16 protein-coding genes and 5 pseudogenes are annotated in these 24275 nt (G+C 61.0%); 13 read left to right on the top strand and 8 right to left on the bottom strand.

The genetic code is table 11. From position 1 onward, the window contains the following. Positions 1–84: 84 nt before the first annotated feature. Entirely contained in the window at positions 85–2196 is a 2112-nt protein-coding gene (locus B586_RS06275) for an Rv1355c family protein (protein WP_054880407.1), read from the top strand. Between the two features lie 17 nt (positions 2197–2213). Beyond that, positions 2214–4049: a putative bifunctional diguanylate cyclase/phosphodiesterase gene (locus tag B586_RS06280; RefSeq protein ID WP_054880406.1), complete on the top strand. Its 1836-nt coding sequence runs from the start codon at positions 2214–2216 to the stop codon at positions 4047–4049. Between the two features lie 58 nt (positions 4050–4107). On the opposite strand, the pseudogene B586_RS06285 reads toward B586_RS06280, so the two are convergent. Further along, positions 4108–4761 (bottom strand): annotated as a pseudogene (locus tag B586_RS06285) (class I SAM-dependent methyltransferase). Positions 4762–5007: 246 nt separating this feature from the next. Here B586_RS06285 and B586_RS06290 point away from each other — a divergent pair. From B586_RS06290 to B586_RS06310, 5 genes are all read left to right on the top strand, one after another. Continuing rightward, entirely contained in the window at positions 5008–6861 is a 1854-nt protein-coding gene (locus B586_RS06290; RefSeq protein ID WP_054880405.1) for a putative bifunctional diguanylate cyclase/phosphodiesterase, read from the top strand. A gap of 20 nt (positions 6862–6881) precedes the next feature. Beyond that, the gene (locus tag B586_RS06295; RefSeq protein ID WP_054880404.1) at positions 6882–8783 is read left to right on the top strand and encodes a putative bifunctional diguanylate cyclase/phosphodiesterase; all 1902 of its coding nucleotides are present in this window, start codon (positions 6882–6884) and stop codon (positions 8781–8783) included. A 189-nt stretch (positions 8784–8972) separates the two neighbouring features. Next, positions 8973–10319, top strand: coding sequence for a GNAT family N-acetyltransferase (locus B586_RS06300; RefSeq protein WP_168162511.1), 1347 nt, complete (start codon positions 8973–8975; stop codon positions 10317–10319). 65 nt (positions 10320–10384) lie between these two features. Then, a complete protein-coding gene (locus B586_RS06305) occupies positions 10385–10870 on the top strand; it encodes a nucleoside 2-deoxyribosyltransferase (RefSeq protein ID WP_054880402.1) in 486 nt (161 codons plus the stop codon). Positions 10871–10922: 52 nt separating this feature from the next. Next, positions 10923–12557 (top strand): sensor domain-containing protein, encoded by a 1635-nt coding sequence (locus B586_RS06310; RefSeq protein WP_054880401.1) that lies wholly within the window; start codon positions 10923–10925, stop codon positions 12555–12557. Between the two features lie 88 nt (positions 12558–12645). Here B586_RS06310 and B586_RS06315 read toward each other — a convergent pair whose 3' ends face one another. Both B586_RS06315 and B586_RS06320 read right to left on the bottom strand, forming a co-directional pair. Next, positions 12646–14913: a carbon starvation CstA family protein gene (locus B586_RS06315; protein ID WP_236971362.1), complete on the bottom strand. Its 2268-nt coding sequence runs from the start codon at positions 14911–14913 to the stop codon at positions 12646–12648. A 70-nt stretch (positions 14914–14983) separates the two neighbouring features. Next, positions 14984–16525 carry an ATP-dependent DNA ligase gene (locus tag B586_RS06320; protein WP_054880399.1) on the bottom strand — a complete coding sequence of 514 codons (1542 nt, stop codon included), beginning with the start codon at positions 16523–16525 and terminating at the stop codon, positions 14984–14986. An 87-nt stretch (positions 16526–16612) separates the two neighbouring features. Here B586_RS06320 and B586_RS06325 point away from each other — a divergent pair, with 87 nt between their 5' ends. Together B586_RS06325 and B586_RS06330 are read left to right on the top strand one after the other, a co-directional pair. Further along, positions 16613–18781, top strand: coding sequence for an acyl-CoA dehydrogenase family protein (locus tag B586_RS06325; RefSeq protein WP_054880398.1), 2169 nt, complete (start codon positions 16613–16615; stop codon positions 18779–18781). A 159-nt stretch (positions 18782–18940) separates the two neighbouring features. Continuing rightward, on the top strand, positions 18941–19489 hold the full coding sequence (locus tag B586_RS06330; RefSeq protein ID WP_054880397.1) for a PPE family protein: 549 nt from the start codon (positions 18941–18943) through the stop codon (positions 19487–19489). Between the two features lie 217 nt (positions 19490–19706). Here B586_RS06330 and B586_RS21930 read toward each other — a convergent pair. After that, positions 19707–19904 (bottom strand): annotated as a pseudogene (locus B586_RS21930) (OB-fold domain-containing protein); the annotation flags it as partial. A 20-nt stretch (positions 19905–19924) separates the two neighbouring features. Between B586_RS21930 and B586_RS21570 the strand changes: the two are divergent. From B586_RS21570 to B586_RS21935, 3 pseudogenes are all read left to right on the top strand, one after another. Next, a pseudogene (locus B586_RS21570) lies at positions 19925–20276 on the top strand (thiolase family protein); the annotation flags it as partial. Next, positions 20262–20456 (top strand): annotated as a pseudogene (locus tag B586_RS21575) (FadR/GntR family transcriptional regulator); the annotation flags it as partial. The pseudogenes B586_RS21570 and B586_RS21575, both read left to right, overlap by 15 nt. 498 nt (positions 20457–20954) lie before the next feature. Then, positions 20955–21129 (top strand): annotated as a pseudogene (locus tag B586_RS21935) (DUF302 domain-containing protein); the annotation flags it as partial. Between the two features lie 89 nt (positions 21130–21218). Here the strand turns inward: B586_RS21935 and B586_RS06345 are convergent. From B586_RS06345 to B586_RS06360, 4 genes are all read right to left on the bottom strand, one after another. Continuing rightward, positions 21219–21506 (bottom strand): WXG100 family type VII secretion target, encoded by a 288-nt coding sequence (locus tag B586_RS06345; RefSeq protein ID WP_054880395.1) that lies wholly within the window; start codon positions 21504–21506, stop codon positions 21219–21221. 68 nt (positions 21507–21574) lie between these two features. Then, complete coding sequence (locus B586_RS06350) at positions 21575–21874, bottom strand: WXG100 family type VII secretion target (RefSeq protein WP_047316942.1); 300 nt, start codon at positions 21872–21874, stop codon at positions 21575–21577. A gap of 131 nt (positions 21875–22005) precedes the next feature. Beyond that, positions 22006–22593, bottom strand: coding sequence for a PPE family protein (locus B586_RS06355; RefSeq protein WP_168162512.1), 588 nt, complete (start codon positions 22591–22593; stop codon positions 22006–22008). Between the two features lie 227 nt (positions 22594–22820). Further along, the gene (locus tag B586_RS06360; RefSeq protein ID WP_156406724.1) at positions 22821–23270 is read right to left on the bottom strand and encodes a PE family protein; all 450 of its coding nucleotides are present in this window, start codon (positions 23268–23270) and stop codon (positions 22821–22823) included. 298 nt (positions 23271–23568) lie between these two features. On the opposite strand from B586_RS06360, the gene B586_RS21940 reads away from it, so the two are divergent. Continuing rightward, a complete protein-coding gene (locus tag B586_RS21940; protein ID WP_236971363.1) occupies positions 23569–24240 on the top strand; it encodes a hypothetical protein in 672 nt (223 codons plus the stop codon). The last annotated feature ends 35 nt before the right edge of the window (positions 24241–24275 follow it).

Below are 24275 nucleotides of genomic sequence, written 5' to 3' on the forward strand. Positions count from 1 at the left end.
AGATGACCGAAGATGGGTACCCCGCTATACCAGCTTGGCGTATGGGCGCAATCCAGGAGCCGACGATTGAGCGATGAACGTGATATGAACCCGCCCGCACAGGTTCTGGTCCCCGATGACCCCGCTGATGCCGCGATGCTGCAGCGGTTGCGCGCCGATCCCAAGGTTGACTTTATCGACCATCGCGAGCGACAACTGCAGGAGTTGCTCAGCTTGCGGCCGGCACCGGATCCGGAGTTGGTCGCCGAACAAGCCCGGTGGGTGTACTACCCATGGCGACGGGCGGTCGTGGCGGTGCTGGGCCCCCGCGGGTTCCGCGCGGTGAGGCTGGACCGCAACCGCCACGAGATCACCGCCGAGGAGCAGGCTCGGTTGGGTGCGTTGCGCATCGGTGTCGCTGGGCTGAGTGTGGGGCATGTGATCGCCCACACTCTGGCCGTCCAGGGCTTGTGCGGCCAGTTACGCTTGGCCGACTTCGACCACCTGGAGCTGTCCAACCTCAACCGGGTGCCCGCCACGGTGTTCGACCTCGGCCTTAATAAGGCCGAGGCGGCGGCGCGCCGTATCGCCGAGCTGGACCCGTATCTGATGGTGCGAACGTTTGATGCCGGCTTGACGCTAGACAACATGGATGAGTTCCTCAAGGGTCTGGATATCGTTGTGGAGGAATGCGATTCGCTGGACATGAAGGTTGTCGTTCGGGAGAGAGCACGCAGCCGCGGCATTCCAGTACTGATGGCGACTAATGACCGTGGCCTGGTCGATGTTGAGCGGTTCGACTTGGAACCGCAGCGCCCGATTTTGCACGGTCTGCTTAGTGGCCTCGACACCGGGTTGCTTCCTGGGATGAGCAGCCGCGAGAAGGTCCCGTACGTCTTGCGCATTCTCGAGGCAGAACGGTTGTCGCCCCGCTTCGCCGCGTCGCTGGTCGAGATCGATCGCTCACTGTCGACCTGGCCCCAACTGGCGGGGGATGTAGTGCTTGGAGCTACGGCGCTGGTCGAGGCGGTGCGCCGCATCGGTCTTGGGGAAGAGCTACGTTCGGGACGTACCCGTATCGACGTCGGCTCGGCGCTCAATCAACTCGTCGAGCCAGACATGGCTATGGATCGTCACGAGGAGACGACACCGTATTCAGAACCCGTACTATCCGGGACTGCGGGGCTTATCGCCGCTGCCGCGATCCGCGCACCGTCGGGCGGAAATCAGCAGCCCTGGCACGTCGAAGCAGGCCCTGAGGCCCTGGTAATTCGGATTGCGCCGGAACACACCGAGGCCCTCGACGTCGGTTTCCGTGCCAGCGCCGTCGCCGTGGGTGCAGCGTTGTTCAACGCCAAGGTTGCGGCCGCGGCCCATGGTGTGCTCGGACCGGTAAGCCTGGCTGAAGATGTTGACGGCGTGCCGCTGCGGGTCACCCTGGGTCTGGGTGAGGGGCAAAATCCCGACTTGGCGGCCATCTACGAGTCGATGCTGGCCCGTGAGACCAACCGCCACCACGGCACGCCGACCGCGGTCTCGGCCGAAACGATTGACGTGCTTCATGCGACCGCGGCGGCCGAAGGCGCGCGGCTGCACCTGTTGACCACACGTGATGATATCGCCCGAGCGGCCATGATTCTGGCCGCTGCCGACCGTACGCGGTACCTGACGCCGCGGCTGCACGAGGAGATGATTTCGGAGCTGCGATGGCCGGGAGATCCATCTCCGGAAACTGGGATCGATGTGTGCAGTCTCGAAATGGGTCACGATCGACTTGCTGAGTTGGACGTGGCTCGTCGTACTGACGTAATGGAACACTTGGCACAGTGGAACGCCGGCGCAGAGCTGGGCCAAGACACCTACGACCGTGTCGTGGCCAGTTCAGCGCTGGTAGTGGTCTCGGTGCACGGGCGCGAGTTGAGCGACTACGCCCGCGGCGGATCGGCTGTTGAGGCGGTATGGATCGCCGCGCAGCAGCATGGACTTGCCGTGCAGCCGGTTTCGCCGGTATTCCTGTACGCTCACGACGCCAACGAGCTACACGAACTGTCTGCGCAGTTCGCTGACGAGTTGGGTCGGCTGCGCAACGATTTCCACCGCCTGGTGCGCATCCCGGTCGATGACTCCCTCGTACTGGTACTGCGACTAGCTATTGCGGGGCCCACGTCAGTGCGGAGCCGCCGCAGTGTTGACCGTATCAGGTTGCTGTCGGTGTGAGTGGATAAGGTAATGCCATGAGCCGCACCCTGGACGAGCTAGTTACCCAGGTGGCTTCGCAGCTGATGGCGGCCACTGCCACCACCGCGGTCCCGTTCAGTGAGCGGGTGCTGGCCCTCATGGTGGAGCACTTCGGCGTCGACGTGAGCTTTCTTCGCCACAATGACCACGATATTCATGCGACCAGGCTCGTCGCGGAGTGGCCGCCACGCGACTATGGGCCCGACCCAGACCCGATTGGCGTGGTGTATTTCGCTGACGCCGACTCAGTCTTTGCGATGATCGAGAACTTGAAAGAGCCGTTGGTTTTGCGTCCCGAGCCGGCCAACGCCGACTATCAGCGTCGCATCCAGAAGGGCACCGCGGTGCCTGCTGTTTCCCTTGCGCAGGTGCCGCTGCTGTCCGGAGAGGTCACCACTGGCACCCTCGGGTTTGTAAAGCATGGCGACCGGGAATGGCACAGCGATGAGCTGAACGCGTTGCAAGCGATCGCAACCCTTTTCGCCCAGCTGCAGGCTCGCATCGTTGCTGAAGAACAATTGCGCTACTTGGCCGAACACGATGATCTGACCGGGCTGCTGAACCGTCGAGCCCTAATCGCGCACCTTGATGAGAGGCTGGCCGAGGGTCAGTGCGGCCCGGTGACGCTGCTTTTCCTGGACCTCGATCGGCTCAAAGCGGTCAACGACTACCTCGGTCACAACGCCGGTGACCGGCTGATCAAAGTCTTCGCCGACCGGCTGCGCGAGGCAGCCGAAGATCGGACGATTATTGCCCGTTTCGGCAGAGACGAGTTCGTCGTGGTGCCCGCTGAGCCGATATCGGTCGATGCTGCCGAGTCGTTCGCCCATCGCTTGCAGACGCGGCTGCAAAACCAAGTGGTGATCGACGGTGAGATACTTACCCGCACCGTGAGCATCGGTGTCGCCACCGGTCTTCCGGGACATGACAGCACGTCGGACCTGCTGCGCTGGGCCGATCACGCGTCGCTATCGGCGAAAAGCGCCGGCGGCAGCAAGGTCGCGGTTCTTAGCCACGAGCTCAGCACACAGCACGCGCTGCAAACCGACGTTGAACTGCACCTGGAAGGGATCATCGATACCGACCTGGTGCTGCACTACCTCCCCGAGGTGGACATGCGGACCGGTAAAGTCCTGGGTGCTGAGGCGCTGGTACGCTGGCAGCACCCGACGCGGGGGTTGCTGTTTCCCGACTCATTCATCCCGGTGGCCGAATCGATCAACCTCGCAGGGAAGCTGGGCCGGATGGTAATGCGCTTGGCATGCGCGGAATTCAGTCGATGGCGTTCAGCCGGTGTGGGACTTGATGCGCTGTTGCGCGTCAATGTCTCGCCAGTGCAGTTGGTCGCCGAGGGTTTTGTTGACATAGTGGCGTGCACTCTCGATGAATTCGGTCTCGACAGCAGCACAGTATGTCTGGAAATCACCGAAAGTGCGGTGGTCCAAGACATCGAGCCCACTCGAAAGACACTTGCCGGGCTTAAGGAGGTCGGAGTGCACCTGGCCATCGACGACTTCGGCACCGGTTACAGTGTGCTGACCCATCTGAAATCCTTGCCGGTGGACACCATCAAAATCGACAGAGGCTTCGTCACTGAAATAGGCTGCAACGCAAGCGATTTGGCGATCGTTCGGGCGATCATGGCGCTAGCCAAGGAGTTTGAACTCGAAGTCGTCGCTGAAGGCGTCGAGACCACCACTGCTGCGCAGGTATTGCTGAAGTTGGGTTGTCATCGCGCGCAAGGATTCCTATTCTCGCGTCCCGTCAACGGCGCGACGATGGAATCGCTACTAGCCAAAGGCATCATGCCCGTGGAGCTTCTCACGGGTTAGAGCCCAGCGCCGAACGAATGCCAGATTCACCGATGTGAAACCTGAACGCCAGCTAATCCTACTTAGGTTTGTGCGCGTTGACCAACAACGCCGGCAACTTGGCTCGACCCTTGTCGTCAACCGGGCAAGGCGGGACCGACAGGTCGGGAATCGGTGGCAGTTTGACATGCACGAATGCCGGGCGAATCTCGTCGAGCTGCCAGTACTTGACGATAGCTTCGCGTAATTCCTCGTGGGAGAACAGGTTCGGTACGGGAAACGGCGAGTCGGCCGGCAGAGCGTCAGTGGTGAACACCAGCACATACATCGCCGCGCCAGGCTTCGCTGCGTGGTGCACCAGCGCAGGTAGTCGTCGCGGGCTTCGACCGGCAAGGAGTGCAACAGGATGCAGTCCAACACCGTGTCGAAGCGTTCGTGGTAGCCGGTGAGTGACCTGAGGTCACCCTACACGAACGTCGCCGTGCTCAGCCCCCGTTCTTCGGCGCGCTTGACAGCTGCCCCGATCGCCGCCACTGACAGTCGATGCCCACGACCCGGTAGCCCCGCGAAGCCAGATCTAACGCAACATCCCCGGTCCTGCAGCCCGCATCGAGAACATCACCGACAACTTTGCCGTCGCGGATCAACTCGGCGATCGCCGGCTGGGGTTCTCCGATATTCCACGGCGGTGGCAGGCGAAAACCTCGTTGCGATAGGTCGCATCCCAATCCATGATTTCAGGCATGGCGCAGTTTAACCCGACAAGCCAATCCACAATGTCAGCCGGCAACAACGTGCTGGAAACCCTTACCTATCCGGATGATCAGTGCGGTAACCCCGGCTGTCGCCGAGCCGTTAGATTATCTCTTGGACCGAGCCACTGCTAGCATGTGTGCGAAGGGCGGCAGCCTGGCCTGTCAGCGTTTTTGTGTAAGTCTGAGGTAGTGACACGCCCGGAGTCGTGGAGCTAACACCTGAGATGAACAATAAGACCCCAGCGGACCGGCTCGATCAGCTTGTCACTGTCGTCGCCAACCAACTGATGGCCGTCGACGCTGCAACGTCAGTCGAGGTCAGTCGGCGGGTGCTGGCCTATCTGGTGGACCAGCTAGGCGTAGACACCAGCTTCTTGCGTCACAACGATCACGACATTCACGCCACCAAACTCATCGCGTATTGGCCGATACGAGATTCCGTGCCCGACCCCGATCCGATCGGTGTGGTGTATTTCGCCGATGCCGACTCGGTCTTCGCGATGGCCGAAAACCTCAAAGAACCTCTGGTGATCCGTCCCGAGCCGGCCAACGAGGACTATCAGCGCCGTATCCAGGACGGCACCACCATTCCCGCGGTTTCCCTGGCCGCCGTCCCGCTGGTCTCCGGGGAGATCACCACCGGAATGCTGGGGTTCGTCAAATACGGAGACCGGGCATGGAGCGAGGCAGAACTCAACGCCCTCAAGGCCATCGCGACCCTCTTTGCCCAGGTACAAGCCCGCGTTACTGCCGAAATCAAGTCTGGCCATGACGATCTGACCGGCCTGTACAACCGTGGAGCGCTGCTGCAGCACCTTGAGGGAAGATTGGTCCCCGGAGAACCCGGTCCAGTCGCGGCGCTGTTTCTTGACCTCGATCGCCTCAAAGCCATCAACGACTACCTGGGCCACGCCGCCGGTGACCAATTTATCCAGTTGTTCGCCAAACGCATCCGTGCCGCCTTCGTCGATGACAGCCTGATCGCGCGACTCGGTGGGGACGAATTCGTTGTCATACCCGCATCGCCAATGAGTGCCGATGCCGCCGAACTGCTCGCCGAACGTCTCCGCGCCCAACTCAAAGAACACGTCGCCATCGGCGGTGAGATACTCACCCGCATGGTCAGCATCGGTGTCGCCTCAGGGACCCCCGGACAAGACACACCGTCTGATCTCCTTCGCTGGGCAGATCACGCAGTCCTGGCAGCCAAGCGCGCCGGCGGGGATAGCGTTGCGGTGTTTAGCGCAGCCATGTCCATCGAAGCTGAACTGCGCAATGACGTTGAATTACATCTTCGACGTGGTGTCGAATCCGACGCCCTTCGCTTGGCGTACCTACCTGAGGTCGACTTGCGAACTGGCGACATTATTGGGGTCGAGGCATTGGTCCGGTGGCAGCACCCCACCCGTGGACTACTGTCTCCCGACTTCTTCATCCCCGTAGCCGAATCCATCAACCTTACTGGCGAATTAGATAGATGGGTTTTCCAGACGGCCTGCACCGAATTCGCCGAATGGCAATCAGTTGGCTTGGGCCCCGACGTGCTGCTGCGAATCAACATCTCGCCAGGACAGCTGGTCACCGGCGGGTTTGTTAACTTCGTCGCGGACATGATTAGCCGCCACGGTCTCGACGCCTCCTCCGTATGTTTGGAAATCACCGAGAACATCGTTGCCCGAAACCTACACGCCGCCCGTGCCACCCTTGCGGGACTCAAGGACGTGGGCGTGCAGATCGCCATCGACGACTTCGGTAAGGGCTATAGCGTCATGTCGCTGTTGCAGACGCTACCCGTCGACATGTTGAAGATCGGCAAAATATTCGTGCGGCAACTCGGAAGCAATACCGGCGATCTGGTCATCGTGCGCGGCATTATGTCACTTGCGCAAGGTTTCCAACTCGATGTAGTTGCCGAAGGCGTTGAGACGGAGGCTGCGGCAAGGGCCCTGCTAGCTCATGGGTGTTACCGTGGGCAAGGTTTCTTGTTTTCCGGGCCGGTCGCCGGAGAAGCCATGCGGCGCATGCTAGCCACACAACGGCTGCCCTTGACATACACACCACCATCAACGGTGCAATGAGCCAAGAGTTACTATCCGGGATGCGCAACGACACCACAACGCGCCAGCTCGATGAGCTAGTCACCGCCGTCGCCAACCAACTCATGTCCGTCGAGGCTGCTACGTCAGTTAAGGTCAGTCAACGTGTGCTGGGCTATCTGGGGGAGGCGCTGGGCGTAGATGCCAGTTTCTTACGTCATAACGACCACAACATTCGTGCCACAAAGCTCGTAGCCGAATGGCCACCTCGCGTCGACATACCGGACCCTGACCCGATCGGCGTGGTGTATTTCGCCGATGCCGATTCGGTCTTCGCGATTGCCGAGCATCTCAAAGAACCGGCGGTTTTGCGGCCCGAGCCAGCCAACGCGGACTACCAGCGCCGGATCCAGGCGGGCACAAACATTCCCGCAGTTTCCCTGGCATGCGTGCCGCTACTGTCGGGAGACATCACCACCGGAACGCTGGGGTTGGTCAAATACGGAGACCGGGAATGGAATGAGGCGGAGCTCAATGCTCTCAAGGCCATCGCTACTCTCTTTGCCCAGTTGCAAGCCCGCGTTGCCGCCGAAATCAAGTCTGGCCATGATGATCTGACCGGACTGCACAATCGGCGAGCGTTGCTGCAGCACCTTGAACGAAGGTTGGCCCCTGGACAACCCGGCCCAGTCGCGGCGCTGTTTTTCGATCTTGACCGCCTCAAGGCCATCAACGACTACCTGGGCCACGCCGCCGGCGACCAGTTCATCCAGGTCTTCGCCCACCGAATACGCGACGCCTTCACTGATAAGGGCCTGGTCGCTCGCCTCGGCGGGGACGAATTCGTCGTCATACCCGCATCACCGATGGGTGCTGATGACGCTGAGCCGCTCGCCGAACGTTTCCGCGACCACCTCAAGGAATACGTCACCATCGGGGGCGAGGTGCTGACCCGCACCGTCAGTATCGGTGTCGCCTCAGCAATTCCCGGCCAAGACACACCCTCGGACCTGCTCCGCTGGGCGGACCAAGCCGTTCTAGCGTCTAAACAGGTGGGCGGCAATAGCGTTGCGGTGTTTAGCGCAGCCATGTCCATCGAAGCTGAACTGCGCAATGACGTTGAACTACACCTTCGACGTGGTATCGAATCCGATGACCTTCGCTTGGTCTACTTGCCCGAGGTTGACCTGCGGACCGGCGATATTATTGGGGTCGAGGCATTGGTCCGTTGGCAGCATCCCACCCGTGGATTGCTGTCACCGGCCTCCTTTATCCCCATAGCCGAATCCATCAACCTCACAGGCGAATTGGACCGGTGGGTGCTGAAGACGGCGTGCAGCGAATTCGCCGAATGGCGTTCAGACGGTTTGGGCCATGACGTGCTGCTGCGTGTCAACGTCTCACCAGGACAGCTGGTCACCGGTGGTTTTGTTGACTTCGTTGTGGACGCGATCACTCAATCCGGCCTTGACACTTCGTCGGTGTGTTTGGAAATCACCGAGAATGTCGTTGTGCAAGACCTATATACGGCCCGCGCGACCCTTGCGGCACTCAAGGACGTGGGCGTGCAGATCGCCATCGACGACTTCGGTACGGGCTATAGCGTCATGTCTTTATTGCAGACGCTGCCGGTTGACACGCTGAAGATCGATAAGGCATTCGTGCGTCAACTGGGATCCAACACCAGTGATCTGGTCATTGTGTGCAGCATTATGGTTCTTGCAGAAGGTTTCCAACTCGATGTAGTTGCCGAAGGCGTTGAGACGGAGGCTGCGGCAAGGGCCCTGCTAGCTCATGGGTGTTACCGTGCGCAAGGTTTCTTGTTCTCCAGGCCGGTCCCCGGAGAAGCCATGCGGTGCATGCTGTCGGCGCGACGACTGCCATTGACATACAAACCGCCATCGAAGGTCCCATGTACTAGCAGCTATGAGACCCAGTGCGAATTGGAACCGCCTCCGCGTTAACTGTATGATCGCCCAGACATCGGGTCACCTTCGCGCTGCATGGTAGGTGGAGCCTGAATCGTCATCCACGGAGGACCCCACCTCACCTCAGCGACACGACACGAACTCACCAACAGCGCACCACGAACTACCGGTGCACTCTTATTTCGAAGAGCCAGTTTGGCCGTCGAGAGAGGTATGCGCGCGCAGATGGACATTCTTATCGAACCGTTCCATGCCGATGACACCGATCCGGTGCTGGCTCTGTTCGTCGATGCATTGAGTAGCTACTACGGGGGTGATCATGTTGCTCACTTCAATCGTCTGATAAAGGCTTACGACAACGGCAATCTCGACGAGATTGGCTACAACTCCACGTGGCAAGTCGGTGTCGTCGCCCGGTGCACACGCACCAACACCGTCATCGGGTTCTTGAACTATGTGGTGAAACGCCAAAAAACAGCCAAGGTCAGTCCGATAGTCGTCGACCCGAAGGCCCGCGGACGGGGAGTCGGCCATCGCCTTCTTGCGCACATGTACCAGGTGTTATCCGATATTCCAGTACGGAATGTCTACTGTACTGTTGACAAGCAGAATCGTTCTACCGTGAACTTCTTTACTCATGAAGGTTTCCGAGTCGTCGGGTCCTCGCGCGACCAGTACTTGAAAGGGCATTGCGAGCTAATTCTCCAACGACCGACCTGCGTAGCAGATGCAGAATCAGATTCACGGATTGAAGCTGTGTCGTTGGTGCGGGCCGAAACTGAAGACCATTGGAAGGAGCTCGGGGACAGAGCGGCTTCGTTCGCTTCGAACGAAGCTCTGCGGCATGACATCTCAGAAATTAAGGCCGCGGCAATACGCGAGTCGTGGGATGTGGAATCTAAACCGAAGATCGTCTACCTTGCCTATACGGGTGGCGACCTAATCGGCGCGCTCATTCTATGCCCGAAAAAGGGCGGTTCGACCAAAATCTCGACAGCCTTCTGGAAGAACGAGATGGCACTCAGTGCGCTGCTTGCCGGTCTAACGCAGGTGGACGAGTTCATCAATACCGCGGGGCGTGTGTACATACATATGCCTATGACGCCAAAGCTGGTTCAGGTCATGCAGGCTCGTGGGTGGCGGCTCGACGCTGTTATCCCCGGCGCCGACTCAGAGCAGGTGGTCATCGGCCAATGGAGCACCAATCGCTTTGAGTCAGCAACTCAGGTTCGGCCCGAGTGGCCGGACTATCACCTGGAATTGCAACAAGTAATCCGAGCACGGGACTGGCATAAGCTCGAAACACCACAGGATCTAGCTATCAGCCTGATGGCGGAGGTTGGCGAGCTTGCCCAAGAGCTGCAATGGAAGTCTCGTGCCGATTTGCTCGACCTCGATACCCAATCGATAGCGGCAGAACTCGCCGACATCTACAACTATCTTCATCGGCTGTCGTGGCACCTCAACATCGACCTACTTCAATCATGCTTCGATAAGCTCGAAAATGTTAAGGACAAGTACCCGGTCGCTCTCGCGAAAGGCAACTCAAAGAAGTACACCCAATTCGTGTGAGAACACCGCCGGCGCACTCGAAAACGGGCGCCCCAAACTATGCAGACCGAAGGAAAAGTTAAACCGTGAGAGTCTTTGTTGCGGCGCCGTTCGGGAGCTACCTCGACGCCGACGGTGTCTTCGATCCTCATTTCAGGAGGCAACTCGAGGAGTTCTATGACTGTCTAAGTGGTGCGGGCTTCGAGTACTTCTCCGCGCAAGTCAACGAGAATTGGGGATCCACCCCACTGCTGCCGCGTGACTGCGTACCGATCGACTATAAGGAATTGGCGTCCTCGGACGTGGTGGTCGCGGTGCTGGGAAGGCCCCCGTCTCTCGGCGTTGCAGTCGAACTCGGTTGGGCCAGCGCACTTCAGAAGCCAATCCTGATCCTTGGCACCTCGATCGCCGCCAGTTCGATGATCGCAGGCCTCGACCGCGTCGCCGATGTGCGGTTTATCGATAAGGATCTTGGCCACGGTCCCGATGCAACCGGCCTGGCTCTTGGCAGACTCGTCTGCGACCACCTCTCAACCCTGAGCGGTACCACCGTTAACGGGGATGCATGGTGACAGATCGCAGCCTACCCAACGGTAGCAGGCGTCGGTTTTGGCTGGGTGGCCGATGAGTAACGACTGCTGGGAAGATCAGCTCATTGCGGAGCAGCATTACCGCCAGCTGCTTGACCATTGCCCTGACATGATCCTGGTGCACGAAGGCGGCCGGTTCGTGTATATGAACCCGGCCGGGGTCAGGTGGCTGGGTGGGACCTCCGAAGAGCAGTTCATTGGCCGCCGGGTCACCGAAATAGTGCATCCCGGCGAAATCCATGCGGTCCTGGCACGCATCGCCTCGCTGCGCTGCGTCGGGGACAGTTCGGGCCCAACTCCGGAGACCTTGCGGCGTTTGGACGGCACCACGATGGACGTGGAGGTGGTGTCGGTCTTAACGAGGTGGAACGGCAAACTGGCTTATTTGGTCATCATGCACGACCTGAGCGCTCAAAAGGCCGCCGAAAAGACGCTGCGTTATCAGGCCGCTTTGGTCAACTATGTCAGTGACGCCATCATCGCCACCACCGTCACCGGCATTGTCACCAGCTGGAACCCGGCAGCTGAAACGATCTATCACTGCCCAGCAGCAAAGGCGTTGGGGCGGCCGGTGAGCGAGGCGGTCGGTGCGCCATTGGATCCGGCGGCAATTGTCTCCAATGGAGGTGTGGCCCGGGTTGCGCACCGCACCTCAGGCGGCACAGTCTTGTCTGTGCGGGTGTCGGCCGCCGCAATGGATGACGGGTTTGTGTTGGTATGCACTGATCAAACGGCCCTACTGCAGGCTGAGCAGCACTTCCAGACCGTCGTGGATTCACTCGGCGAGGGCGTGGTGGTACTAGACAGTGAGGGGCGCGTTGAATCGGTCAACCCCGCAGCACTACGAATTCTGGGTGTGGATTCCAGTGATCGCGTTTACGATTCAGCTAGACGTGTTGCGATAATTCCGATCATCCAACCCGATGGTCGAATAGTTAACCCGGATCAGCGAGCCCTGTTTGAATTCCTTAAGACGCAGGCTAGTCAGACCCGCTGCGTTCTTGGAGTGGACTGTGCCGGTGATGGGCAACGGGTCTGGCTGTCAGCAAACGGTCAGCTACTTGACCCAGATAATCCGCAAAGCTCGTCGGTGCTGCTCTCCTTTATCGATATCACCGCCCAACACGCCGCCAGCCAGCGGCTTGCCTATGAGGCCGCGCACGATGGGCTGACCGGCCTGCCTAACCGCGGTCACGTGCTGTCCCATATGTCACGGCACCTCGACGAGCGGGATCCGGCCGGGCGAGGAGCGGTGCTTTTTATTGATCTGGACAAATTCAAGGCAGTCAACGACTCGTTGGGCCATGAGGCCGGTGACATCCTGCTGAAGACCGCGGCCCATAGGCTCAAGGCGGCGTTTCGGGCCGGCGATGTCGTCGGCCGCTTGGGCGGCGACGAATTCATCGCCCTAGTCCAAGGTGAAATCTCCCAGACGGGGTTGAACCAACTTGTCGAACGGATCCATGCCGCGCTGGCTAAACCCGTAAGTGTTCGAGGTGCCGAGGTGGCGGTAACTGCCAGCATAGGCATTGCGGTAATTGCCAAGGATGACCCGCGCAACTCTAGGCAGATTGTGCGTGACGCCGAGGCCGCTATGTATCATGCGAAATCATCGGGGGGAAAGATGAGCCGTTATTTCATGCATCAATTGCCCCAGCCAAATCACTAGCCTCGCTTTTTCGACCGCAACGAGCCCAAGTCAAGACCCCTATCCCGCACAGTTTTAGTGCACTGCAACACATCTCGGCATAACCTCGCTACTCGATGGGACGCCCAGTCGATGGCCAGGCGTCCCATCGTCTTTGCAACTTTCGCTCCGCGGCGGTGGGAATCAGCCCGGAGGGCGCGAACAACTTCGACGGCACGGGGTCATCCTCGGTCAGCGGCCTGCCTGCGCCGCGAATTGTCTTGAGCGCGACGACCACTCCAGCGACGAACACAACGACGACAACCGCGGCGAAGATCACCGACAGGGTGCCCTGAATCGAGGTGTTCCTGATGACCTCGTTGAGCTGATGCGGGTTCTTCGCCGCGCCGAACGTCGTCTTGCCGGCATTTTTCGCCGCTAGGTATTGGAAATGCTGCGCCCAGTAGCCGATGGCCGGATCCGCGGAGAAGATTTTCTGCCAGGACGCTGTCAGCGTGACCGCCAGATCCCCTAGCAGCGGAACTCCGGGAATCCAAGCCCATTTCAGAAGGCCCTTTTTGATCACCACCACGGTGATGACAGTCAGCGAAATACCCGCGAGGAGCTGGTTAGCAATTCCGAAGAGCGGGAACAGGGTGTTGATGCCACCGAGCGGATCGGTGACGCCCATCAGCAGGATGCTGCCCCACGCGCTGACCATGACCAGGCTGCAGATCCACACGCCGGGGCGCCAACTCGGATTTCGCAGCTTGGCCAGCGGGCCGCCCACGTTGCCCAGGGTGTCGGAGAGCATGAAGCGGCTCACCCGGGTGCCCGCATCGAGGGTGGTCAAGATGAACAGCGCCTCGAACATGATGGCGAAGTGATACCAGAATCCCTTGAGGCTGGCGCCGCCGAAGACACGCTGCAGTACCTCGGACATGCCCCATGCCAGTGTTGGTGCTCCGCCGGTGCGCGACACAATCGACTGTTCGCCGACACCGCCGGCGGCTTGAGTGATCTGATCGGCCGTCACCGGTGCGCCTGACAGACCGAGGCCATTGACATACTCCGCGGCGGTTGCCGCGGTGCCGCCGGTCTGCGCGGCCGGCGCGTTGAGGGTGAAGTACAGATGCTGGTTGATGATCGACGCGGTGATCAGCGCTATGACAGCAACGAAGGACTCGGTGAGCATGCCGCCGTAGCCGATCAGCCGCATCTGGCTTTCTTTTTCCAGCAACTTAGGTGTTGTCCCGGATGAGATCAGGGCGTGGAATCCGGACAGCGCGCCGCACGCGATGGTGACGAACAAGAACGGGAACAGCGTGCCGGCGAACACTGGCCCGTCGCCGTGAGCGGCGAACCGCGAGATTGCGGGTGCCTGCATGGCCGGCTGGGCGATGCAGATGCCGACCGCGAGCAACGCGATGGCGCCGACTTTCATGAATGTCGACAGGTAGTCGCGCGGCGCCAGCAGTAACCACACCGGAAGCACCGCCGCGGCGAAACCGTAAATGATGAGGCACCAGCACAAGGTCACCGGCGACAGACTGAACCAGGAGGCGCCCCAGGGTGTTTCGGCGACCCAGTGGCCGCCGGCCACCGCGAGCAGCAGTAGCCCGAACCCGACGATCGATACCTCGGTTACCCGCCCGGGACGCAGGAACCTCAGGTAGCAGCCCATAAAAAGCGCGATTGGGATAGTCATGGCGATGGAGAACACGCCCCACGGGCTGTGCGCTAGTGCCCGCACCACGATCAGCGCCAGCACCGCGATCACGATCACGATGATGACCAGGGCCCCGACCAGGGCGGCCGCCCCACCGATGGGGCCGAGTTCATCGCGTGCCATCTGGCCTAGCGAACGGCCCCGGCGCCGGGTGGATATCCACAACACCAGGTAGTCCTGCACGCAGCCACCCAACGTCGCGCCGATGATGATCCAGATGGCGCCCGGTAGATAACCCATTTGGGTAGCTAGGACCGGACCGACGAGGGGCCCGGCTCCAGCGATCGCGGCGAAGTGATGGCCGAACAGCACGCGCCGGTCGGTTGGCAGGTAGTCGGTGCCGTTTTCGAAAATCTCAGCCGGTGTGGCGTGATCATCACGCGGACGAACGATCTTCATTTCAATCAACCGGGCATAGAACCGGTACGCGATGATGTAGGTGCAGATCGCCGCGACCACAAACCAGACCGCGTTTACGGTCTCGCCGCGGACCAAAGCGATGATCGCCCAGGCGATGGCACCGATCACGGCGATGATCCCGAAGATGACCTTGTGACGCAGGGTCATGGGGGAGCGGTCGATGATCGCGACGGGGGGCAGATCGGTGTCGGTGTGGAGGAAGCTGACCCGTTGGTGCTCGCGTTCCTTTTCTGCGATGCGCTCTGTCACGCTCAAACCCTACGTACTGCGGATCTGCCGACCTTCGGCGGTATGGCGCTGCCGGGCGCACCGGCGTCGATCAGAACAGCGCGCGCACGGCGTCGATGGTGTCGGCTTCGGCCGGGCTTTTGTCGTCGCGGTAACGAACCACCCGGGCAAATCGCAGCGCCAGCCCGCTGGGGTAGCGTGACGAGCTTTGTACGCCGTCGAACGCCACCTCGACCACCTGCTCGGGGCGCAATGTGACCACGTAACCATCTGTTCCGCCGATGGCCAGTTCGCGAAACCGGGCGGTCTGCCAGTCCAGCATCTCGTCGGTCATGCCCTTGAATGTTTTGCCCAACATCAGGAATCCGCCAGTGCTCGGATCACGTGCGCCCAGATGAATATTGGAGAGTTTCCCGTACCGGCGCCCAGACCCCCATTCCACGGCCAGTACCACCAGGTCGAGCGTGTGCACCGGTTTGACCTTCAGCCAGCCAGCTCCGCGACGGCCCGCTTGGTAGGGCGCGGCCGGTGACTTGGCCACCACTCCTTCGTGGCCGGCGGCCAGCGTCGCGTTCAGAAAGTTGTTGGCTTCTGACGGGTCTGACGTGAGTAGCCGGTCGACCCGATGCAGCGGTGGGACCAGCGCATCGAGGGCGGTCAGTCGGCCGGTGGTCGGCGCGTCGAGCAGGTCGATGCCGTCGCAGTGCAGGATGTCGAAGAAGAACACCGAAAGTTGTTGTGCTGCACGGGCTGCGACGACATCGAGCGACCGGCCGAAGCGTGATGCCGTCACCTGGAAGCGGTGCGGCCGGTTGTCTGGCCGCAGTGCGATCGCCTCGCCGTCGGCGATAAGGTCGCGCACCGGCAACGTCAGCGTCGCCTCCACCACCTCCGGCAACCGGGCAGTGACGTCGTCAAGGCTTCGGGTGTAGACCGTGACCTCGGTGCCGGCCCGGTGGATCTGCACTCGAGCGCCATCCAGCTTAGTTTCGAAAATGGTTGTGCCACCGTGGCGTTCGAGCGCATCAGCGACGCCGGTCGCGGTCTGCGCGAGCATCGGGCTGACGGGCTGGCCCACGCGCAGCGTAAATGCATCCAGCGCCGCTCGCCCTGCTGCGGGTCCCCCGGACAGCGCGGCGGCTGCCACCGCGGGCAGATCGCCGCCCAGCATTGCCGCACGCTGCACGGCGGCAGCGGGGATTTCGGCGGCGACGGCCACGGCGTCGGCCATGATCCCGGCCAGCGCACCCTGGCGCAGCTCACCACCCAGTAGCCGGCGCAAAAAGAGCTGTTCGGTTTCGGTTGCGGCAGCGAATAACCGCGCGACGAGTTCGCCACGCCGGGTTTGGGCTCCTGTGCCGGACACCGCGCCGATCTCGGAGAAGGTGGCGTCGACGTCGGTAACACTCAACACCGGCTGCGGTGCCGCCGCGGGTTGTGACCGCAGCGACGCCCAGCCGACGCCGATACGGCGTTGGGGCAGTTCACCGGAGAGCCACGACACGATGATCGCGACCACGTGGGCGTCGGGCGCGGCAGCGCGCAGCAGCTCAGCGATGCGCGCAACCTTGGACAGCCGCGACGAGGTGCCGCCAACATCGCGCGACGTGGCAGCCACGTCGAAAAACAGCACAGTTCAGCTTGACATGGTTCGCGCTCAAGTAAACGTCCCGTCGCGCCGATATTAAGTACACTTTTTGGCTGACGAGGAGGACCCCTGATGGGTATCGCACTGACCGACGACCATCGTGAACTCGCCGAGGTAGCTCGCGCGTTCTTGATCGCGCAGAAGGCACGCTGGGCGGCCCGATCACTACTCGATACAGCCGACGAGGCCCGGCCTGGATTCTGGTCTGACATGGTGGAACTCGGCTGGCTCGGTCTGCATGTGGACGAAGAGTACGGTGGTTCCGGCTACGGGTTGCCCGAACTCGTGGTAGTGATCGAAGAACTGGGTCGCGCGGTGGCGCCGGGGCCATTCGTCCCGACCGTGATCGCGTCGGCGGTGATCGCCAGCGACGGCACCGCCGATCACAAGGCGCAGCTGCTGCCCGGGCTGATCGACGGGAGCGTCACGGCGGGCATCGGGCTGGACAGCCAGGCGCGGGTCACAGACGGTGGCACAGCCGACGGCGAGGCCGGAATTGTGTTGGGTGCTGGGCTGGCCGAGCTGCTGCTGATCGCCGCCGGTGACGATGTGCTGGTGTTGGAACGCGACCGCGTGGGCGTGTCGGTGGACATGCCCGAAAACCTCGATCCGACCCGGCGTTGCGGGCGCGTCCGGCTGCGCAACGTCAGCGTCACCGCCGACGACATCTTGCCGGGGGCACGGGAATCGGTGCTGGCCCGGGCGCGCACGTTGCTGGCTGCCGAGGCGGTGGGCGGGGCGTCGGACTGCGTCGATGCCGCCGTCGGGTATGCCAAGGTGCGTCAGCAATTTGGCCGCACCATCGCCACGTTCCAGGCGGTCAAGCATCATTGCGCGAACATGCTGGTGGCCGCCGAGTCGGCGGTCGCCGCGGTCTGGGACGCCGCACGCGCGGCATCGCAGGATGAGGAGCAATTCCGGCTGGCCGCCGCGGTGGCGGCCGCGCTGGCGTTCCCCGCCTACGCCCGCAATGCCGAACTCAACATCCAGGTGCATGGTGGCATCGGCTTCACCTGGGAACACGATGCGCACCTCCACCTGCGGCGGGCGCTGGTCAGTGCGGCACTGCTGGGCGGCGACGCGCCGGCCGCCGATGTCTTCGATCGCACCGCGGCGGGTGCTGTCCGGGCCAACAGCCTGGACTTACCGGCCGAAGCCGAAGAACTACGCATCCAGATCCGCGCTGACGCAGCCGAGATCGCCGCCCTGGACAAGAAGTCGCAGCGCGACAAGCTGATCGAGACCGGCTACGTGATGCCGCATTGGCCCCAACCGTGGGGTCGCGCGGCCGACGCCGTGGAGCAGCTGGTGATCGACGAGGAGTTCCGCGCGGCCGGCATCAAACGCCCGGACTACTCGATTACCGGCTGGGTGATCCTGACCCTGATCCAGCACGGAACACCTTGGCAAATTGAAAGATTCGTGGAGAAGGCGCTGCGTCAGGAGGAGATCTGGTGTCAGCTATTCTCCGAACCCGACGCGGGATCGGATGCCGCGTCCGTCAAGACCCGGGCCACGCGATCCGACGGCGGCTGGAAGATCACCGGGCAAAAGGTATGGACCAGTGGGGCCCAGTATTGCCACCGCGGCTTGGCCACCGTGCGTACCGACCCGGATGCGCCTAAGCACGCCGGCATCACCACCGTGATCATCGACATGAAAGCGGTGGGCGTTGAGGTGCGGCCATTGCGGCAGATCACCGGCGGATCGGAATTCAACGAGGTGTTCTTCAACGACGTGTTCGTCCCGGACGAGGACGTGGTCGGTGCACCCAACTCGGGGTGGACGGTCGCGCGGGCGACGCTGGGTAATGAGCGGGTCAGTATCGGCGGTAGCGGTTCGTTCTACCAGGGGTTGGCGGCGCAACTAGTGCAGCTGGCCCAGCAGCGGGCGGATCGGTTGGCGGGTGCGGAAATCCGCGTCGGAACCTACCTCGCCGAAGACCACGCGCTGCGGCTGCTGAACCTGCGTCGCGCCGCCCGCAGCGTCGAAGGAGCGGGCCCCGGCCCGGAAGGCAACATCACCAAACTGAAGCTGGCGGAGCACATGGTTGAGGGCGCGGCGATCTCGGCGGCGCTGCTGGGGCCCGAGGTGGCGCTGCTCGACGGGCCTGGCGCGGTGGCCGGCCGGTTGATCATGGGGGCTCGCGGTATGGCCATCGCCGGCGGCACCTCGGAAGTCACTCGCAACCAAATCGCCGAGCGGATTCTCGGCATGCCTCGCGACCCGCTGATCAACTAACAGCCCGGCTACCTTGTTAGGCAGGCTCTTTGGTGTCCGTCGTATTACGGTGAGCCATCGCAGTCGTTGCGCACCACCAACACAGCGCATGCCTTGCACTGATCTCGCTGAAGGCAATACCAGCACGGGAAACGCACCGGAAGGAACAAGGCATAAAAGATGTTTGACGAGTCTCACTACAGCGAACTACTGCCAGAGACCAACTCCCGCAACATGTATACCGGCCCGGGTACTGGCTCGATGGTCGCCGCCGCCGGGGAGTGGCAGCACATGATTGAGGAGATGTCTTCCGGAGTTGTTGAGCCGTTCGGCGAGATCCTCCAAAGGCTGCAAGAGCAGTGCTCGGGTCCGTCGGCGAGACGGATGCATAACGCGGCCACGCAGTTTCTGAGCTGGCTGCGTAGGCTCGAAAAGCAGCTCGAAGTGACCCACCAGCAGACCGCTTACCTCTGCACGGCCTATACCAATGCGCATCGGGCAATGGTGTCCCCGGCGGCGATCACCGATAACCGCGCTGACCGGGATAAGCTGGCGACGACCAACCAACTCGGGCTAAACACTCCGGCGATCGCCGACCTCGATGCGCAATACACGCAGTACGGGAACCGCGCCGTCGCGGTGATGCGGCGCTATGAATTATTGGTGCTTTCAGCGTTGGCGGCGATGACTCCGTGGGTGGCGCCACCGCCGATCACCAGCAGGGTCTAGCGGGCCTGATCGCGCTCAACTACGCCGGTCAAGGAATGAACAACAGGCCGGCGAGCGTGAACACGGCTGTACCTGTGTCGTAGGTTCGGTGTGTGTTGGCAACTTGTTTGGCCAGCGCGGGCCGGCGAGGCAGTCGCCGGCGTTGCTACCGGTCGCACCCGTAAACTACGGACCGACAATCGCGCGCAAGCGCTGCGCTCTGATTCGTACCCGCTGATCAGCTAGCGGCCGGTGCGAACAACGGCGTGCCTCCGGAGCCTAGCTCGGGTCGGATATCGACGGGCATTCCATATGTCGCTGAATCCGGTTCGCAGTCAACGATATTAGGGGCTATCCGCAGTCCGGTTTGTTCGGCGAGTTCGACGATAGCGATCACATACAGAGTCGGGATGTCCGGGTTATACGGGTGGTAGTCCCGTCCTACGGGCGGTGCGGATGAGCCATTTCGAAAGACGCCATCGTGTCCGGCATCGGCATCTCGCGAATCTGTCGTCGCACCGGTATTCCCGGGCCGCAGCTGACCATGGAGGCGGTGCGGGCCGCCATCGATGACGCCGGCTTAGTTGCCGCCGACATCGACGGGATCGCCACCTTGTGCGACACCCCGGCCGACGAGGTCAACGCCGCATTGTGGATCCACCCCGCGGACTGCGGCACCGGATTCGGCACCGGCGGCTTGCTGAACCCGGTGATGTCAGCGTGCCACGCGGTCCCGCAGCGACAGGCTCGTCATGAGGTCGTTTATCGGACCATGCAAATGCTCGGCGACACGGCCGCGGCCGAGGAGTCGCGGTTCCACATCGGATTGGCGCAGTTGGCCGGCAATGCGCTGCTAGACCTATTCCTGCGGATCATCGCCGAGTTGTTTCACCAGCGGATTGTTGAGGAAATCACCGACGGTGACGACAGCTTGGCGCGCTACCGCATCCGTCGTCATCTGGACGCTGCGACAGCGTGCTGGCTGTAGGGCAGTGGTGGCCTCAGCTTCGGACCCGGCGCCGCGAGAAAGTACCCTGCCCAAGGGATTTGGCAGGCACGCGGGTCGCCCATGGTAACCGATTAGACGCCGGTCTGCGGGACACTACCTCGCAGGGGGCGGAGCCGGCTCCACCCCGGATGTTTGCGTCACCGTAATTGGGGACTGGGCATCCTGCGGCGCACAGCCTGCCACCAACACCGCGAATCCCGCTACCAGCACTGCGCTTAGTGTCCAAACGGTCAGCCTCGCCGTGCTGGTTTTTGTCGCGATCATTGTTCATGCCTTTCGTTGGTACCCATCCGTGGCCTGAGATTCCCGCCGCTCGCCACAAAATGTTAGCGCCATCACCCGACACCGCGAGCCGTTTTGTAGCTGGAGCAGCAGGATCTGGGCGCAACTAATATGGCTCAGGGGCTGTCCGCTCAACCGGTGCGCGAAGCAGAATGGAAGCGGTCCTTTGCACTGCCGCGACAGAGCTCGAGGGGGTTGGAGTACCATGAGCTTTCGCTATCGGCCACCCTACACACATCGTTTGACGACGCAGTCGAGCGGGAAAGCGCTGGCGCAGCAAGGTTTCGGTGTGCTGACCGAGATCGATATGAAGGCGACGCTGAAAGCCAAGCTTGGGGAAGATATGAAGGACTGTCTGATCCTGGGTGCGGGTACGGCTCATCTTAGGATCAATCCCCGACAACCAACGTCTTGGTGATTCCCGGGGATTGTCACTTCATCTGCCGGCCGGTGTGGGGGTTAGGCCCATGCGGAGCCGACGGAGCGGTCGGTGTCGGCCATGTTGTTACCGGCGGCTTGCACTTTTTGGCCGTGGGCGTTGGCCTGCTCATAAATCGTCTGGAAGTTGCGGCCCAAATCTGTGATGAACTGCTCGCATGCCGCCGAGCCCTGGCCGCCCCAAAAGTCAGCGGCGTCGCGCACACTGGCCAGGATGGCCTGATGGGTGGCTTCCAACGACGCGGCTTGCGCGCGGATGGTGGCGCCGTGGGCGTCAATATCCCCGAACTGGTAGTTAATGCTGGACATGAGTTTTTGTGCTCCTCAATTGAGAAAGTGAATGAGAAAAGGTCGTGGACAGCGGCGGTTTTCCGCCGTTAGCTACCCTGCAGGATCTGCTGGGAGGCCTGCTCTTGCTGCTCGTAGCGGGTGGCGGCGGCACCTAGCTGGTCACGCACCTCGTGCAGCATGTTCACGATGTTGCGAAACGCCTGATTCATCTGCCCCATGGTGTCAAACGAGGTTGCCTGCGCGGTCCCGCTCCAGCCTGCACCCGCGATGTTCAGCGTCGAGGCCCACATCTTGTGTGACTCGTCCTCCACCGTCTGGCCGTGCATCTCAAAACGGCGCGCCATATCCCGCATCGCGTGCGGATCGGTCATAAAACGTGCGGTCATACTCTTTGTATCTCCTTACAGTTAATTTCGTTGCGTTATGGGTGACACAGTCCAAAGCCGCAGTGGTTATCCGCCGGCCAGGTGGCGGGCCATCCAATTTTCAAATGCCGCCAACGGTCAAAACTCAACTACTAGAGTTCTTCGATGATGTTGGAGTAATGAGAGCCGCTGAAGGCCTTGGAAGAGCCGTGGATTACTAGCGGAGCCGGTGTAATTCCTGTTTCTTCAACCTGTCTCATGATATCGAAGATGCGAAACTGATACTCATTCATCACGCCTGCATTGGTGGCCCACATCTCGTGGTATTCGTCATCCAGCTCCATGATTTTGTGGGTGAATTGTCCCAAAAGATTAGTTGATTTCATAGTCCAGGCAGCCGCGCGGTTCTTCACTATCGAAACTGTCGGCACCATCGATCTGACCGCCTCTTCGTAAGCGTCCGCCGCTTGAATGAGATACTCGGCGGTACATTTGGCCGTTAGGGCGTGTTTATGCAGCCACTCATGGTACCGTACTGCCGCTTCTGAAAATTTGTTCGCTGCCTCACCTTGAAACACTTCGTACGCCGTGGCAATTTGAGGTCCCCACCCCTCCGCCGCAGAAGACAAATCTTGCTCTAGACTTTCCCATGCTGCTGCAGCGATCAATATTGGCTTAGAACCTGGACCTTTAATATTGCTAACATTGATCTCGGGTGGTAATGCGTTGAAATTTGGCACCTCGGTTACTTTCTCCTCAACTCTACAATCAACATATCGCTGGCAGATCTATCCGCCGGTCGCACACCGTGAGTAGCTATGCTGTGACCCGATCCTCCTCGGGTGCCCTCGGCAGTGCGCGTATAGGCAAATGCGGCATCCTTTAGGCTCCAGGAGAGCTGTTTGCCGATGTCCGCGCCTCGATCGGTATGTACCTGGCATAGCAGCCCACGAGCATTAAACGAGCATCACACAATATGAAAGTCACTCATGATCTTGTCAGTCTCCCTATAAGCAGTTGCGGCATCCTTTAGGCTCCAGGAGAGCTGTTTGCCGATGTCCGCGCCTCGATCGGTATGCACCCGGTACAGGTCTCCGCGAGCATTAAAAAATCTCGCTAGCAGAGCTGAGACGCTATCCTTACCCGGCGCGGGAATCTTGGTCATCACCGGGGTCTTCTGGGCATTTGCTATCGAAATTTGGTGAGCTATCTCCACCATCTTGGCGCTTACCTCAGTCATGCTATCCGGATTTGCCTGCATCGCATTCGCGTTTGCCAGATACGACGCATTCAACTGTGATAGCGACGGATCCCAGTTTTCTGACGACTGATCAAAGTATTCCTGGTTGTAAGACGGATGAATGTCTTCATCTTCTACTTCTGTTATTTCTATTATGTTTTGATTTGGACTAGTCACTAGCACTTCCTTCGACCGCTTAGTTATGTGAACGTGTACCCGACTTGACACGTGTCAACTACGATAGCATCTCAGCGTCATCACCGCAAAATTAATGGTTACGCCGTCGGGGTACACGCTGTCGTGCGCCGGGAGGATAGGACCAGTTTGGAGCTGGCTTTGCCATTAGCATGGGACCACCCGTTTGCCGGCTCTTCAGCCTTAAGTAGGCAGGTAGCCCATTGATTTTGTTCGGCGTGTCTGACAACTGAGGGTCCTTGCTCCGACAGTGGTGTTCGGGCTGCCAGGAGTACGCGTTGTGGGTGTTGAGCGCTACGGCGACGGGACGCGGGTGGTCGATGTGGTCGCCGAGGAACAGAGTGCGGCGGTGTGCTTGTCGCGCGGGGTGGTATCGATGTCGGTGAAGGACTACGTGGTCACCTCGCCAAAAGATCCCTTACAGGGAAGACCGTATCATGGTGCGCTGGAACAAAGTTCGCTGGCGATGCCGGGAAGACTACTGCAAACGGGATCGTTCACCGAGGCCATCACCCAGGTTCCCGCCCGAGCCCGCAGCACGCTTCGGTTGCGTGTGCAGATGGCCAAGGTGGTCGGGGATGCGGCCCGGTCGGTGGCCGAGGTCGCCGCGGCCCATGGCGTGTGGTGGCCGACCGAGACCGCAAGATCGACCCAGTGGGTCAACCTGCGTCTCCTGCTGAACGCCCGAGAACGCCTGTCGGACAAAAGCGTTACCAAGATGTGGGACCGGATTAGCGCCACCGATCCCACCGCACAGAGCTTGTCGGCCTGGATCGCCAAAGAAGAGCTGCGCATCCTGCTGTCGACCGTACGCGACGGCGGGGACGCTCACCGCCTGCACCGTATCTTGGCTTGGTGTATCGACTTGCAGATCCCCGAACTGCTCACCCTGACACGATCCTCTTCGCTGTTTCTCGGGAGTGTGCGTATAGGCAACATGTGCATCCTTTAGGCTCTGGGAGAGCTGTTTGCCGATGTCTGTGTCTC

It is taken from the genome of Mycobacterium haemophilum DSM 44634 (assembly GCF_000340435.2).
Lineage (GTDB): Bacteria > Actinomycetota > Actinomycetes > Mycobacteriales > Mycobacteriaceae > Mycobacterium > Mycobacterium haemophilum.